Origin of the sequence: Bacillus sp. JFL15, from assembly GCF_001184225.1 — a bacterium.
GTDB classification, from domain to species: Bacteria; Bacillota; Bacilli; order Bacillales; family Bacillaceae; genus Bacillus; species Bacillus siamensis.
In genome coordinates, this window is sequence record NZ_KQ236689.1 from 119576 (window position 1) to 133825 (window position 14250).

The 14250-nt window shown below is 44.4% G+C and carries 21 protein-coding genes and 1 tRNA gene; 5 read left to right on the plus strand and 17 right to left on the minus strand.

The genetic code is table 11. The features are described from left to right. Positions 1-222 precede the first annotated feature (222 nt). Positions 223-552 (plus strand): DUF3889 domain-containing protein, encoded by a 330-nt coding sequence (locus AD710_RS00480; RefSeq protein ID WP_016938972.1) that lies wholly within the window; start codon positions 223-225, stop codon positions 550-552. Positions 553-591: 39 nt separating this feature from the next. On the opposite strand, the gene AD710_RS00485 is transcribed toward AD710_RS00480, so the two are convergent. From AD710_RS00485 to AD710_RS00525, 9 genes are all read right to left on the minus strand, one after another. Continuing rightward, positions 592-771, minus strand: coding sequence for a YqzE family protein (locus tag AD710_RS00485; RefSeq protein ID WP_016938971.1), 180 nt, complete (start codon positions 769-771; stop codon positions 592-594). 56 nt (positions 772-827) lie between these two features. Next, positions 828-1205: a competence type IV pilus minor pilin ComGG gene (gene comGG / locus AD710_RS00490; RefSeq protein ID WP_047475629.1), complete on the minus strand. Its 378-nt coding sequence runs from the start codon at positions 1203-1205 to the stop codon at positions 828-830. Further along, complete coding sequence (gene comGF / locus AD710_RS00495) at positions 1206-1706, minus strand: competence type IV pilus minor pilin ComGF (RefSeq protein ID WP_197083926.1); 501 nt, start codon at positions 1704-1706, stop codon at positions 1206-1208. Next, entirely contained in the window at positions 1615-1929 is a 315-nt protein-coding gene (comGE, locus tag AD710_RS00500) for a competence type IV pilus minor pilin ComGE (protein WP_049627015.1), read from the minus strand. The genes comGF and comGE overlap by 92 nt, the downstream gene beginning before the upstream one ends. Continuing rightward, on the minus strand, positions 1913-2350 hold the full coding sequence (gene comGD / locus AD710_RS00505; protein WP_045926719.1) for a competence type IV pilus minor pilin ComGD: 438 nt from the start codon (positions 2348-2350) through the stop codon (positions 1913-1915). Before comGD ends, comGE begins: the two co-directional genes overlap by 17 nt. Then, positions 2340-2648, minus strand: coding sequence for a competence type IV pilus major pilin ComGC (gene comGC, locus AD710_RS00510; protein WP_082197851.1), 309 nt, complete (start codon positions 2646-2648; stop codon positions 2340-2342). Before comGC ends, comGD begins: the two co-directional genes overlap by 11 nt. A 4-nt stretch (positions 2649-2652) precedes the next feature. Next, positions 2653-3690: a competence type IV pilus assembly protein ComGB gene (gene comGB / locus AD710_RS00515; RefSeq protein ID WP_049627016.1), complete on the minus strand. Its 1038-nt coding sequence runs from the start codon at positions 3688-3690 to the stop codon at positions 2653-2655. Beyond that, complete coding sequence (comGA, locus tag AD710_RS00520; protein ID WP_045926720.1) at positions 3677-4747, minus strand: competence type IV pilus ATPase ComGA; 1071 nt, start codon at positions 4745-4747, stop codon at positions 3677-3679. The genes comGB and comGA overlap by 14 nt, the downstream gene beginning before the upstream one ends. Positions 4748-4939: 192 nt before the next feature. Continuing rightward, a complete protein-coding gene (locus AD710_RS00525) occupies positions 4940-5890 on the minus strand; it encodes a magnesium transporter CorA family protein (RefSeq protein ID WP_049627017.1) in 951 nt (316 codons plus the stop codon). 147 nt (positions 5891-6037) lie between these two features. Between AD710_RS00525 and AD710_RS00530 the strand changes: the two genes are divergently transcribed. Beyond that, complete coding sequence (locus AD710_RS00530) at positions 6038-7339, plus strand: hemolysin family protein (RefSeq protein WP_016938962.1); 1302 nt, start codon at positions 6038-6040, stop codon at positions 7337-7339. A gap of 37 nt (positions 7340-7376) precedes the next feature. Here the strand turns inward: AD710_RS00530 and AD710_RS00535 are convergent, their stop codons facing one another. Continuing rightward, positions 7377-8207 (minus strand): STAS domain-containing protein, encoded by an 831-nt coding sequence (locus tag AD710_RS00535; protein WP_049627018.1) that lies wholly within the window; start codon positions 8205-8207, stop codon positions 7377-7379. A gap of 74 nt (positions 8208-8281) precedes the next feature. Here AD710_RS00535 and AD710_RS00540 point away from each other — a divergent pair. Beyond that, positions 8282-8352 (plus strand) — tRNA-Gln (locus AD710_RS00540). 64 nt (positions 8353-8416) lie between these two features. Here AD710_RS00540 and AD710_RS00545 read toward each other — a convergent pair. After that, positions 8417-8797, minus strand: coding sequence for a Spx/MgsR family RNA polymerase-binding regulatory protein (locus AD710_RS00545; RefSeq protein ID WP_045926723.1), 381 nt, complete (start codon positions 8795-8797; stop codon positions 8417-8419). Between the two features lie 236 nt (positions 8798-9033). On the opposite strand from AD710_RS00545, the gene AD710_RS00550 reads away from it, so the two are divergent. Then, positions 9034-9279 (plus strand): DUF2626 domain-containing protein, encoded by a 246-nt coding sequence (locus AD710_RS00550; protein ID WP_003153078.1) that lies wholly within the window; start codon positions 9034-9036, stop codon positions 9277-9279. A gap of 39 nt (positions 9280-9318) precedes the next feature. On the opposite strand, the gene AD710_RS00555 is transcribed toward AD710_RS00550, so the two are convergent. Continuing rightward, positions 9319-9957 (minus strand): MBL fold metallo-hydrolase, encoded by a 639-nt coding sequence (locus tag AD710_RS00555; RefSeq protein WP_049627019.1) that lies wholly within the window; start codon positions 9955-9957, stop codon positions 9319-9321. A gap of 154 nt (positions 9958-10111) precedes the next feature. On the opposite strand from AD710_RS00555, the gene AD710_RS18790 reads away from it, so the two are divergent. Beyond that, positions 10112-10285 (plus strand): DUF2759 domain-containing protein, encoded by a 174-nt coding sequence (locus AD710_RS18790; protein WP_003153076.1) that lies wholly within the window; start codon positions 10112-10114, stop codon positions 10283-10285. 33 nt (positions 10286-10318) lie between these two features. Here AD710_RS18790 and AD710_RS00565 read toward each other — a convergent pair whose 3' ends face one another. From AD710_RS00565 to AD710_RS00585, 5 genes are all read right to left on the minus strand, one after another. After that, entirely contained in the window at positions 10319-10633 is a 315-nt protein-coding gene (locus tag AD710_RS00565; RefSeq protein WP_049627020.1) for an MTH1187 family thiamine-binding protein, read from the minus strand. A 5-nt stretch (positions 10634-10638) separates the two neighbouring features. After that, positions 10639-11676 (minus strand): YqgU-like beta propeller domain-containing protein, encoded by a 1038-nt coding sequence (locus AD710_RS00570; protein WP_049627021.1) that lies wholly within the window; start codon positions 11674-11676, stop codon positions 10639-10641. A gap of 72 nt (positions 11677-11748) precedes the next feature. Next, on the minus strand, positions 11749-12873 hold the full coding sequence (locus AD710_RS00575) for a M14 family metallopeptidase (RefSeq protein ID WP_049627022.1): 1125 nt from the start codon (positions 12871-12873) through the stop codon (positions 11749-11751). An 81-nt stretch (positions 12874-12954) separates the two neighbouring features. Continuing rightward, positions 12955-13917, minus strand: coding sequence for a glucose kinase GlcK (gene glcK, locus AD710_RS00580; protein WP_045926727.1), 963 nt, complete (start codon positions 13915-13917; stop codon positions 12955-12957). A gap of 18 nt (positions 13918-13935) precedes the next feature. After that, the gene (locus tag AD710_RS00585; RefSeq protein ID WP_016938954.1) at positions 13936-14160 is read right to left on the minus strand and encodes a YqgQ family protein; all 225 of its coding nucleotides are present in this window, start codon (positions 14158-14160) and stop codon (positions 13936-13938) included. Positions 14161-14250: the final 90 nt, after the last annotated feature.

Consider the following 14250-nt stretch of genomic DNA (forward strand, 5'->3'; position numbering starts at 1 on the left):
ATCGTTCTTTTTAAAGAACTGCACAAACAAAGTATAATCAAGGTTTATCGTCTTGAAAAATGTCAAAAACGGTCAAATTGTTCGTTTTTAAGAATATAATCTTTTAAAAACATCGTTTTGCTCCAAATTACACACCTTTTTGGAATTTTTTCTAATAAAATGTGAGAAAATAATGAAGTGTTCAGAACAAATTGGAAATCATATACAGCGAAAGGACGAAGAATGATGATCAAACAAAGTCTGATTTGCCTTTCTCTTCTTGTTTTCGGGGTTTCAGGAATGGATCAGGCGGAAGCGGCGCCTTACTATGCTGTTCACCATAAATCAAAATGGGAAAAAATCGCGGAAAAAGAAGCTAAAAAAAGATATCCGCTCGCTCAAACGTTATTTATTCAAAAGGTGTGGGACCGTAAAAGAACAGATGAAGCGGTAAAACAATACCACCTGACATTGCGGGAAGGCGCTAAAGAATTTGGTGTGTTTGTTACGATTTCTTTTAATCCCTACAGCCAAAAAGTAAATAAAATTGCCGTCATTGAGGAATACCAATAAAGGCCCTCCTGTATCAGGAGGACCTTCGTGTGTTACACTTTATTTTTTCCGCTGCATCCACAGCTTAAAACCATACGGCAATATTCCGAACCAGTGCTGGGAAGCTGGCACTTTCTTTTCTTTCCGCACTTCTTTTCGCTCTTTCCGTTCCTGTTTCGGCGTATCGAAATATTTAACGAATTGCTCAGTCATATATTTTACATAATCGTTTGTTTTCACGGCTCTCACCTCATATTGCTGTCTTTACTATGAAGTGTTGTCCCGCCGCCTCTTTTTTATACTTCTGTCCATTGAATCAGCTGTTTCTTCTTCTGATTGAACAAAAGGTGAACCTCCCGTCTCGTCCCTGACGCTGTTTCCGCCTGAATTGCAACCTGAACCGTTTCCGGGTTATCGCTTTCGGTGATCTGAAAGGAAACGGTTCCGTACGGAAAACGATGTGTACCGGTTCGGTCCTTTTGTCCCTGTATCACATGACGGCTTGACAGCAGCGCGCCGTTTTGAAGCAGGTTCTCACCGATCCAGTACTCCCCGGCCTCTTTTGCAAAGGTTTTTCGGGTGATGAAATCAGATGAAGTATAGCTGATGACAAGTAAAACCGCGGCAGAAACAAACAGAACCGCGGGATATATAAACCCGTCAGATTTGTACATTTAATCACCTTTTAAAGAGCTGTAAACCGGAATGGCTGCCTGATTCTTTTTACCTGTATCGCTTGAGATCTCTAATAAAAGCAGGCCGTTTTTCACTCCAGCCGTTAAAGATGCCGCATGATGCAGGATCGGCACGTGGCCTTTTCCGTTCACTCTTTTCCTTATCATCGTATGGTAGATTTCAAAACGCACTTCTTCGCCTCCTGTTTTCCGGCAGCTTAATGCCCGTCCGCCGTCCGCCGGCTTTACAGTCTCTGCCTGTTTACATTCATTCATAATCTGCTGAACGGCAATGTGATACTCCCGGCTGTCTATTCCGCCGTTATCGCTTTGGCCTGATAAAAACAAATGTAAAATCGGGCTCAGGGTGCTTGATAAGAAGAGACAGACTGCCAAGGAAAACAAAACATTAAGAAGCGTAAAGCCAGTCTGTTTTGAGAATGCTGAGACACATTTCTTTTTCGCCGCGGACAGCCGTACAAACTTTATAATAATCACCATCCTCCTTCCACGTCACACCGGAAGACGGCTGCTTTTTTCCGGACATCATATAAGCGCTGATACGTTCCTGGAGAAGCTGGCGCGCTTTTTGACGTTCCTCTGTTTTCAGATTATCCGTCAGCATGTCCGTCCAGACCGGAACGATAGAAATCATAAGAAACAGCCAAATGGCCATTGCTGATAGTGTTTCAATAGTAGAGAACCCTTTATTTCCGTTCTGCATGGACATTTCCGCTCCCTAGGTAAACTGTTATTTCATAAGTGACCCCTGCGTGCTTCAATTGAATCTTTCCGCCGGAATTCGGATGGCCTTTTTCATTAAATTCAAGGCTCTCCGGCAAGGTCATAAGTGTAATATGAAGCGAATCAAATGAACGCTCGACAGCCTTTCCGGCTGACTGGAACTTGTATTTATGCTCTTTTGGGAGAAAAATGATTTTTGTTCTTTTATGCTCTGCGACAGCCGTTTCCTGAACAAGCTGGATATCTTTTTGGAGCTGTTCCGTTTTTTGCCGAACGGCCAGATGGGTATAAACCGGCGGAAGCGCCGTGAACAAGACTGTCAGCAGAACGGACGCCAGGCTTAACACAATCAGGCTTTCAAGAAGGGTGAATCCGCTTTCTGTCAGCCTGTTATTGTTCAACTATAACTTCCCCGCCGCTAATTAAAATCTGTTTTCCATTCGGACAGGCTGTATTCTTTTTGATATATCCCTCTGACTGTAAGTCTTTCATATCCGGCATTTTTCCTTCATGGTCGATTTCGTACGCCGTCACTTGGGCTTTCACCATATTCTGCAGTCCTTCACAGCCTTTATGCTGTATGCTTTGATTATGTTTTGTAACGTTAGGAATCGTTATTAAAAGCAGAATTGAAACGATAAATAACACGATCAGCATTTCAATTAAAGTAAATCCATCTTGATTTTTCAGACGAAGCACTCCCTTACATTTGGTTCATCATCTGGTACATCGGCATCATCATTGACATATAGACAATCAGAATCATACCGGCCACAACGCCGTAAATGACAGGCTGGAGAATGCCTGTATACTTCTCCGCGTTTTGTTCAAGGCGCTCCATCATAAACTGACTGTACGTATAAAGCTCGCGATGAAGCCTGCCGTTTGCCTGTCCGTGGCTGACTGCAGCCGCTAGATCTTTTTCATAACACGGATGCCCGGAAAGAGCGGATTCTATTGTCTCACCTGCTTTCAAACGTGTAATGAGCATATCCGCTTCTTCACGATAAAAAGGCAGAAAAGATTGTTCCTTAAAAGCCGTTAAGCTGTCATAGATAGAAAGACCGGATTTCAGAAGGCTGCTGAGCTGTAAAGAGAAAAAGTAGCTGTTAAAAAGAACGGCTGCTTTTCCTATTAAGGGGATTTTCACAACAATAAGCATTTTGTCTTGCGGGGATTTTTTCTTACATAAAAACCAAACGAACAAAAACAAGCTGAGAGCGGCTGACAGCACCAGTGCGCAAGCTTCGTGAAAATGCTGAAAAAACGAAAAAATGAAACTGACGCAACCGGAAGTATTCATATTCATTGATTGATAAATCCCTGAAAATTGCGGGATGATCATACTTTGCAGAATATAAAACATGACAAAGACGGAGCAGATTAAAAACATCGGATACCGGAGCATTTTTTTGACTTGATTCGTCTGCATGAGCTTTCTCTGTAACAATTCGCCGCTTTGTTTCATCGCCCCGGGCAATTCTCCGTGTTTTTCCGCGAAATAGCAGATAGAGACGGCTTCTTTATGAAAAGACAATGCCTCAAGCACTTCGTAAAACGCATCGCCTTCCCTCAGCCGGCGGATTCCGTCCGTCAGCTCTGCAAGCTGGCGTTTATGAAGCTGGAGTTTCAGCAGTCTGAGCCCTTCGATCAGACTGTACCCTTTTTCGGTCATTTCACCGAGCCTTTTCAAAAAAGCCGCTTGATCCTTCAACGGCCAGGTTCTTTTAATCCGCTTCATGATACACCCACCGATCGTAGTTGTCAGTCGTGACATAGCCGAGCGCGATTCCTTTTCGGATCAGCCTGCGGAGCGTCTGATATTGAAAATTGGCGTGCTCTCCTTTTGCTTCCTGAAAGCATTGGGTGAGATTTTTCCCGTAAAGCAGTTCATATATTCCCGCACGGCGCGTCTGCCTGTACAGCCGGCAGTACACGGAACAGTTTTCCGCTTTGCAAAACGGACATGTTAAATCAACCAGACGCTGAGCGGCAATGGCAATAACGGTTTGTTCAATTTCCGTCATGTTCACCCCAAACTCCAGCAGCCTGTATATAGCGCCTTTTGCATCTCTTGTATGCAGGCTTGAAAGAACAAGATGCCCCGTCATAGCCGCGCGGACTGCGATTTCAGCCGTCTCGGCATCCCTGATTTCCCCTAAGATGATCATATCGGGGTCATGTCTTAAAATCGCTTTTAAACCGGCGGAATATGTGACTCCGGCTTTTTCATTCACCTGAACTTGTAAAACATCTTCATCTCTCGTTTCTACGGGATCTTCAAGCGTGACAATCCGCCGGTTGAAATGACGTTTTGCATAATTGACAAGCGAGTAAAGAGTGGTCGTTTTTCCAGATCCGGTCGGACCGGTAAAAAGAATCAAGCCGTGGGAATGCTTCAGAAAGGACAAGAGTGCGGCGCCTGCCCCCGGAAATAAGGACAGTTTATCCAGAGGGGGAATCTGCCGCTTAGGCAACAGCCTGATGACAAGACTTTCATCATTCATTGTCGGTAAGGTTGACATCCTTAAATGAACGGTTTCGGATGGAAGCGGCAGAGACAATGATCCGTTTTGCGGCTTTCGTCTTTCTCCTATATCCATCGCCGATAAAAACTTAAAATGAGAAATAAGCCTTACGCATTCCTCTTTTTTTAAAACTCTTTTTTTCACAAGAGCATGACCAATGCGAAAATGAATGAAAGCATCCCTTTCACGCGGCACAATGTGTATATCTGAAGCTCTTGCCGTATAGGCCTCGTTTATAATGTTCCTGCTGTATGTTTCTATATTCTCCATAAGATTTCCCTCCTTCCGACACGTATTGTAAATCAAATAGACAAGAGCCGGCAAAAGAGAAATAATGCTTTTTACACAGTGTAAAACGTAAAAAAATCAAAAATCAGCTGTATGATATTGATTTACTGAATGAAATCCGGAACCATTCAGTCATTTTCGGCCGCCAAAAAAGCAGGCATGTGCCTGCTCTTCTTAGCGTTTCTTCTCTTTCCGCAAATATTTCTTTTGATTCTCCCGCAGAATATCCCCTGTCCAGCCCTTCTGCCGCAGATAAATGTAAATCAGCAGGGTGGATACGATAATAAGCACGATGGAACAAATATACGAATATTTCCAATGAAGCTCCGGCATATTATCAAAGTTCATCCCCCAGAGAGCGCCAAGTGCCGTCATCGGTGTAAAGAGAGTTGTAAAGATCGTCAATGCTTTTACAATTTCATTTCCTCTTTGAGAGGTGATGACTTCCTCGGCATGCAGCAGATTGCTCAGCTCCTGATCGAACTCATTGATATATGTAATCCCTCTTTCCATCTTTTGATGAGCCCTGAGGTAATCTTTCTGCCTGTCATTTTTCGGAAGAAACGCTTCTTTTAAAGCCATTTCCACTTTTTTAGCCCCCAGTATCAGGCCTTTCCAAATGAACAGCTCATGGCGCAGCTTATGCACGTTTTCCAAGATTCCTTTGCTGTTGTCATCATGAATCTGCCATTTGAGCGTCCGCTGCTTGACTTCAAATTCATCCAGTCCGATCAGATAGGAATTCATCAGCTCTCCCAGCAGAACAAAAAAGCCTTCAATCGGATTTTCACAGGTTTGAATCTGCTGTGTGGCATGCTTTTCTTTTACACCGCGCAGCAGCGAAAAATCAAAATTAATCGTAAAAAAGAAGTCTCTCGTAATATAAAAGTGAAATACGGTATGGTTTTTTTCATCATCTAATCCTTGATGATAGATTAAAGATCCGAAAACTGCTTCATTATTTTGATCATTTGTATCTGCACGCAGAAAGTTTATATGATTTTCATGTTCAAACCACTTTTCGCATTGCGGCCAGTGATTGTGGTGGATCATTTTTTTTGCTTCCGCTTTTTCATGCGGACCGAGCTGGTACCAAAACCAGTCCGTCCCCGAATGTATCTTCATCTCTTGTCAGCCTCCAGTTTCGCTTTCTTGTTTTTAATTACCGTAAATGAAGTTGGCTAAACCAGGTTTGATGTTTGAGCAGCTTTCCAGAGTGGTATTATTCCGAAAAAAGGGAGGTGCAAGCCTTCCTTCGCGGAAGGCGTTACATTGTATATCATCAAACTGACTGCCATCGTACTATTTATTTTATTAACGGCGTGTTTTGTCGCCATCGAGTTTTCAATCGTTAAAGCAAGGCGCTCCCGCATCAATCAGCTCATTCAGGAAGGTGTGAAAGGGGCAAAAGCAGCCAAGCATGTCATTACACACCTTGATGAATATTTATCGGCGTGCCAATTGGGCATCACCGTAACCGCCTTGGGACTCGGCTGGCTTGGTGAACCGACAGTCAAAGCAATGCTTCAGCCGTTATTTTTAAAAACCGGGCTTCATGAAGCGGTTTCCCATGTACTGTCGCTGATTATCGCATTTTTGCTTGTTACATATGTGAATGTTGTCATCGGTGAACTCGCCCCGAAAAGTTTTGCCATTCAAAAAGCCGAGCGGATTACGCTTTTGTTTGCCAGACCGATCATTTTGTTTTATAAGTTAATGTTTCCGTTCATCTGGCTGCTTAACCATTCCGCCCGCCTGATTACAGCCCTGTTCGGCTTGAAGCCGGCTTCAGAACATGAAATGGCTTATACGGAAGAAGAATTGCGGGTGCTGCTTGCTGAAAGCTACCGAAGCGGCATGATTAAAAAAAGCGAGCTGCATTACGTAAATAACATTTTCACATTTGATAAGCGCACTGCGAAAGAAATCATGGTGCCCCGGAATGAAATGGTGAGCCTGCCGTTAGACAGCGGATCAGGACATAAGCTCCGCGACATTATCAAAACAAATAAATATACCCGGTATCCCGTCGTAAAGGGAGATAAAGATCATGTTGTCGGCATCATCAATATAAAAGAAGTTTTATTCAGATTCCTGTCTGAAGGGGCATCGTTTACAAAACACGAGCTCAGCCCTTACATTCAGCCGGCCATCCACGTGATTGAGACGATCCCGATTTATCAATTGTTCGTAAAAATGCAGCGGGAACACGCCCATATGGCCATTCTCATTGATGAGTACGGCGGAACCGCGGGATTAGTAACCGTGGAAGACATCATTGAAGAGATCGTCGGCGAGATCCGGGACGAATTTGATACGGATGAGACACCTTCCGTTCAAAAGCTTGGAGACAGCCGTTATCTTCTGAACGCCAAATTGCTGATCAGTGACGTCAATGACGTACTCGGAACTGAGATTACGGCCGATCAAGTCGATACACTCGGGGGCTGGTTCCTTACTCAGCATATTGATGCAAAACCCGGAAGCACCATTGATTTTGAAGGGTACACATTTACAGTAAAAGAAATCGACAGCCATCATATCATTACGATTGAAGCTGACAAAGCTGAATAGCTGAGGGGAGAATCCCTCTCGGCCATTCAGCTTTATATCATCTTAATGATTCTTTTACGACAAAACCGTTTTTTGCCAGCGCCTTCGCCAGACTCTGCTCTGTTTTCACCTGAGAAAAGTCGATGCCGAGCTTCACGACGGTTTGCGCGATTTCCGGCCGGATGCCTGAGATTGTCGTTTCTATGCCAAGAAGTTTTGTGCTGTCAATCACTTTAAAAATTTGATAAGCGACCATCGTATCCACAATCGGCACACCTGATATATCGAGAAATAAATAAGAAAGCCGGAGCGAGGAACATTGGTCAAGCACCGATTCCAAAATCATTTTTGCCCGGTAAGTGTCAATTTCGCCGACAAGCGGCAAAATTCCAATACCGTCGGCAATCGGCATAATCGGCGCACTTAGTTCGTTAATCATTTCTTTTTGGGCGTTTAATTGCGTTATCGTCACTTTATGATATTCCTCTGTAAATACTTCAATCATATGGTCAATTGCTTGGTTCAGCTTTTCTCCCCATGTAAATACCGCATTTGTATCAGGCTTCTCAGACATCGTTTCACTGCATGTCTGTATGCGGTTCCAGACCAATCTCCGGAATTCTTTAAAGCTTGCGACGCTTTCATAGACCGGGACTTCATGCACGGCCCTGTCTCTTGCGAACTGCAGCGCCCACTTTGTCAGCTCCTCTTCTCCGCCGTCTTTCCCCGATAAAATGCCGGCAACGATTTCAATTAACAGGCGGTGCTGCGTTTCCGCTTTCTGATCATCTGAAGGCCGCCCCGGTTCGGGGATGAGCAGCCATTGACGTATGATTTCGCCTGATTCTTCAATTAATACTTGAGATAATACTTCATTTAAATGTTTCACGGGTTTCCTCCATTCAAATCTGACTTAGTATGTATAAACCGGCGCCGGATGCACATACTGTAATTAGCATTCGATGGGCTATAGCCAAGCGGTAAGGCAATGGACTTTGACTCCGTGATCGTTGGTTCGAATCCAGCTAGCCCAGTCCTGGAACCGCAAAAAACGAAGATTAGCTGATAATGTTTGATCAGCGGATCTTCGTTTTTTTCTTATGATACAGATTGATGTACCGTTTTTTTCTTCGTCAGCTTCATCAATTCTCCTGGATTATATCCGACAACAAGCTTTTTGCGATCGATCAGGATCGGACGCCGCAGCAGCTTCGGCTTTTCAGTCAAAAGCTTCAGAACTTCATTTACAGTCATTTCTTCAATGTTCAGGTTGAGGTTTTTAAATGTTTGGCTCCTCGTCGCTAATATTTCATCAATTCCTTCGGTTGTTAAGGATAAGATTTGCTTCAATTCATCAATTGACGGTGTCTCCCTGAATAGGTGGCGCTCTTGAAAGTCAATATTGTGGGCTTTTAACCAATGTTTCGTTTTTCGGCATGATGTGCAGCTCGGGTATGAATAAAAAATAAGATCTTTCATTTTTAAAAATTCCTCCCTCGGATTATCCGTCTCTTTGTTAACATAAGTACCCTGAACTTTTTTTCACTAAACATCTTTCAAAAAGATTTTTCGGATCTTTTTTAGAGAACGGCATAAGATATAAAACACAGGGAAAGACATAAATTCCACAATAAATATAATCATGAAAATGTTTACATTTTAACTGCCGATCTATTATAATAAACTTCAGATAGACTCTCGGGAGGGGATAAGGAATGAATCGCATGTTCCGGGTGTTAGGATTTTGGACGGGGATTTTTGCAGTCATGTTTTTTTTAGGCGGCATGAAAGACGCATCTCTTTTGTTTTTTGGACAGACGATCTTTTTCGTATTTCTTTCTTATTTGAATCTGACTGAGCGGATGTATATTTATATTTTCGGAGCGTACTTAACCGTATTTTTCGCCGGATTTACATATTACTCTATTTTTATTATGACACCGGGCGGCGGAACCCACTGACTGAAAAAGACAGACCGATTACGGTCTGTCTTTTTTCGTTTACAATGAAAATCCATTAATAAACGGATTTCGCTCCTGCTCTGTCTGGATGTCCGTTTCCGCGCCATGACCGCTTAACACAAGTGTATGTACGGGAAGCGTGAGCAGTTTTTGATGGATGGAATCAAGCAATACGTCTTGATTTCCTCCATGTAAATCCGTCCGGCCGATGCCTCCCTGAAAGAGAACATCGCCTGAAATCACCAAATCAGCGTCCTTCACATAATAAGAAACGCTTCCAGGTGAATGTCCCGGCGTAAACAGCGTCTCCAAATGGAAAGGACCGATGTCCAATATGCCGTCGCCTTCAATCAGCCGATCGGCGGGCCGTGCCGTGACAGCGATGCCGCGCAATATGCCTGATCCGTTTAAGGAAGAGTCCTCCAGCCACTTTTCTTCATTTTTGTGAAGATATACGGGAACATCCCATCTGTCTCTTACCTCGTCAAGCGCGCCAATATGGTCAAAATGGGCGTGCGTCAGCAAGATCGCAAGCGGCTTCAAATTGTTTTCTTTTATGTAATTGTTGAGTTTGTCCGCTTCCCCGCCCGGATCGAAAATTAGACAGGATTGATCCTCGCTGACGAGAAAATAGGCGTTTGCCTGAATCGGACCGGCCGGCATTCGTCTCCATTTCACTTTCATCACCTCTTTATGTATATGCCCTTATTATGAAGGTTTTCTGCCGAAGATTCAATGAATGCGGCTGGGAAAACACTATCGACAAACAAAATGAAAACGGTTAAAATAAAATGGAAAGATTTTCAGGTTCCAATGACAAAGGGGGAGCATGATGTTACTTGTTGTAATCTTCGGCCTTGTCGCATTATTAGCTGTGTTAGGAGTCCTGCGGGCTGTCAGACAGAGAAATATCCTGGGATTTTTGTTAGCCGCCGCCACACTGGGCGTGTTCGGCTGGTTTACCGTAATGACCGTTGTTACAAGCGGATATCCGACTGCACATTAAAAGCCTGTATCCATTAGGATACAGGCTTATTTTTTATTGCTGCAAATGTTTGCTGACACTTTTGATTTTGCTCTCCAGCGTCGTTTCTTTATCACGCCTGTCATCAATGCGGATATTGGTCGCCACTCTGTGCAGCCCTTTTTGGAACGGGGCTTCGTGGATCTCCTGAATGCCCGCGAACAAGTCGCTCAGCTCCCCTTCAATCAAAGTGTTCATCGGTGTGAGCTGAAATTTGATTTTGCCGGCTGCTTTGTAGCCTTCCAAAATCTTTTGCACATCCGCTACATACTCACTGACGCTTGGTGTTTTTGTCCCGATCGGAATAATTGTCACATCTGCGATTGCCATTTGATTCAAACTCCTTTTTCATTTGTTATGATTGGTTCTGTCAGTCCTGTTTTCAGTGAAATCAGACGATCATACGTAAAGCCGTATAAAGCGTATTCCCCGTTCGGAGAGATCTGAATCGGTTCCATTTCCGTATTGTTAAGCACCGTCCGCTCCCGTTTGTCCCCCAAGTCAAAGCTGATCAGCCTGTATAACCGGCCCTCCGGCTTAAACGTGTAAAACCGCTTGTGGGTCTGATCGTAATCATATTCCATCGGCGCAAAGCTCTCATACTTTTTTTGAAGAGGAAAGCGGTGTGTCACGGATGCCGGCTTTTGGAAAAGGAACTCGCCGTCGCCGTCCGGTTTATCCGTTTGTCTGACGGCAAGCGTCATACCCGGGCGGGAACCTGCCCAGATGACATGCTGTAGCACTCTTTTTTCTTTTGCCGTCTGCAGATCATAAGAATATAATGGGCCCTCTTCCTCCGTTTTTCCTTGCTTAATATATTGAAATTCATCGGAGGACGTCCAATGGACAAAGGGGGCTTGAACGGGACTCATTTTTAAAATGCCGCGTTTCATATCGGCTGTATAGGTTGTGAAGTCCCATGTTGCAGAAAAAACGGTAATCATCATTTGGTACGGGTCATATGGATTCCAAGCCGTCTCCAGCTCATAAGAGTTAAAGGCTTTGTGATAAAGTCTTTTCCCCTGCTTGTTCATGAGCACAAGCTCAGTCTGTCCGCTGTTTGTCACTTGAACGAGAATCAGCTTTTTTTTCAGGCTGATCTTTACATTGACAATATGGCCCTTTGTTTCGCAGAGCGGTTCGGATTTTCCGCTGAAAAGGTCATATTTCATCAGCTGATTATGTGCTGTATACAGAATGGTCCTGTTATCCAGCCATCCTTCCGTTTTCTCCGCTTCATTTTTACTGAGCGGAACGATTTTTTGTTCTGCTGCTTTTGCTGAGACGTCTGTGTCAGGCTGCTGATGAGATGGTTCACAGGCCGCTAAACACAGAACGAACGCGGACAGCAGAACACAACACAAGTATCTCACCAGCCTTCCCTCCATTCTTTTCTATTGTCCCATATTTGTTAATATAAACAAATGAGAAATTTCACAGATGTCTCAAAAAACAAGCGCCCTCCACAATATTCCTTCCGTCGCTTGATAAATATCTGAAAACTGATGAAAAGGCAAAGGATTTTTCCCCTTCCCGAGCTCAACGGTATAGCCCTCTTTTCCGTATTGCTGTATAAACCAATCCCTGAAACCGGCATGGCTGTCAATGGTTTTTACACCTTGATAGCGGTTTCCGCTTATCGCTTCGAACTCCCGGATGACCTCACATGATTGCTCCGGTTCACATCCTTCGTACCCCCAATAAATCTCTTCTCCCTGTGTATGAAGCGCGATCAGCCTGTCAGGCGGCTGCTCCGTTATCAGCCGGTGCATTGCCTGCGCCTCCGGTTCAGTGAGCGGCGCCGTGCCCGGAAAATCACGGTACGAGGGAGCCTTCGGTTTGCGCCTCTGTTCAATCTCCCAATTCGATGGGAAATGTTTATTTAAATCAACGCCGTTTATATTCGCCTTCCATTCGCGGAAATCCGGGCGGTGCTCATTTAATTCATTGAGAAATTCATTTTTTTCTGATAAATCTTCACATCCGTAAAGTACGAGATCCACACCGTCAGGATTTACGAGCGGAACGAATGATAAGGATGTCCGGCTGAATATATCAATAGCGGAATGTCCGAAAACCGTTTTATTTTCGCATAATGCCGCGCAATATTCTTTGCACCATTTAATCGCAACTGACGTGGTAATCCATTCATTGGCATGAAAAGAGGCGTTTACATGCACGTTTCTCTCGGCCGTATCCGCGCCTATTCTCAGCTCATAGAGCGGTTTTCCCAAAACGGAACTGCCGATTTTACGGCACGTGACAAACGGAAAGACATCCGTTATTTTCTCAATTTCTTCATAAACCGATTGAGAGCCATACACCTTTTCTTCCTTCACCCATTGATCAGCGGAAAGAACGCTTTCATAGTGCCGGATGTATTGCGAAAGCCCGCTAAGCGTTTCTATCGGACATTCTGGCTGACCGCTCACGAGGAAGCCGGGACAAAATAATTCATCGCTTTCCGCCATTTTATTGGCGTCTTCCAACAGTTTTTCATCAATTGAAAGCACCTGTGCAACATCTTTCATATGCCGTTTTATTTCAGGTTTGACACGAATTCCCGCCATGTTCATCCCCCTTTTTTAAAACTATATGACAGGGGAGATAAAAAAAGAAAGCCGCCCGTTATATGGGCAGGCAGACTTTCTCTAGCAGTTTTGATATTTAAGCCATTCATTTTTGGCAATCCACGCTCCGCCGATGACTCCGGCGTCATTTCCCAGTGCCGCAATCGAAATATCGGCCGCTTCCGCAGAACGCGGGAACGCGGTGATTTTGAAGGTCTCTTCCACTTTTGACCGCAGTATTTCGCCTGCTTTAGACACGCCTCCGCCGAGCACGATTTTCGTCGGGTTCATGGCGCTTGCCAGATTTCCGAGCACGAGGCCTAAATGTTTTGCGACATAATCAACGACTTCAAGCGCTGTCTTATCCTGCTGTTTTGCCGCATCGAACACGTCACGTGCCGTCAGATCACTCACCTGCAAGAGCGAAGAGTCGGAAACCGACGCAAGTTTTTCTTTTGCGATGCGGACGATGCCGGTTGCGGACGCAATCGTTTCGATACAGCCGGATTTTCCGCAGTTGCACGGAGCTCCCCCTTCCGGAATGCTGCAAATATGACCGATTTCTCCGCCGGCCCCGTTTTTACCGTGAACAATTTCACCGTTGACGATGATGCCTCCGCCGACACCGGTTCCGAGCGTCACTAAAATGACATCTTTGGCTCCGTCACCTGCGCCTTTCCACATTTCTCCGAGCGCCGCGATATTGGCATCGTTTTCAATAACGGCCGGAATACCCGTTTCCGCCTCCAGATGGTCTTTCAAAGGATAGTTTTTCCACCCCATATTAGTCGTCTCATAAACCATCCCTGTCGCTATTTCCACGGGTCCGGGCGCTCCCATGCCGATCCATTTCAAGATTCGTTTCGGCTTGTTCAATTCTTCCAGCTTCTGGTCAAGCGCTTTTGCAATCGTGACCGTTATAGTGTTTCCTGTCTTATCGGTCGGAACCTCCCATTTATGCTGGATTTCACCGTACATATTGATAAAGGCCAGCTTGATAGTTGTTCCGCCAAGATCAATCCCCGCAAACCAAGTCTCTTCCATAATGATCTCCTTTTCTTATTAAATCCTGCTGTTGTCTCTTCTTTTGATCCTCTCAGATTCCTGCTGTAGAACTCCGGAGGCCTTCAGCCATAAGTCTCTTTCAATCACGTTTGACAAGTACATTTCCTTTAATTCATCTTTCATAAAGTCAATTTCAGCTTGTCTGTCACCGAAATACACGATATGTCCGAATGACTTAAACAGCTGCTGTACGTCATAAAATGAATTCATCTTTTTCACCATTTCTTTTCTTCTCAGTATAAGCGTATTTCATCTCTAAAGCAGGCGTCAAGTAAAAAACAATTGGATAAAATTCACTTGTGTCTTTTTGGT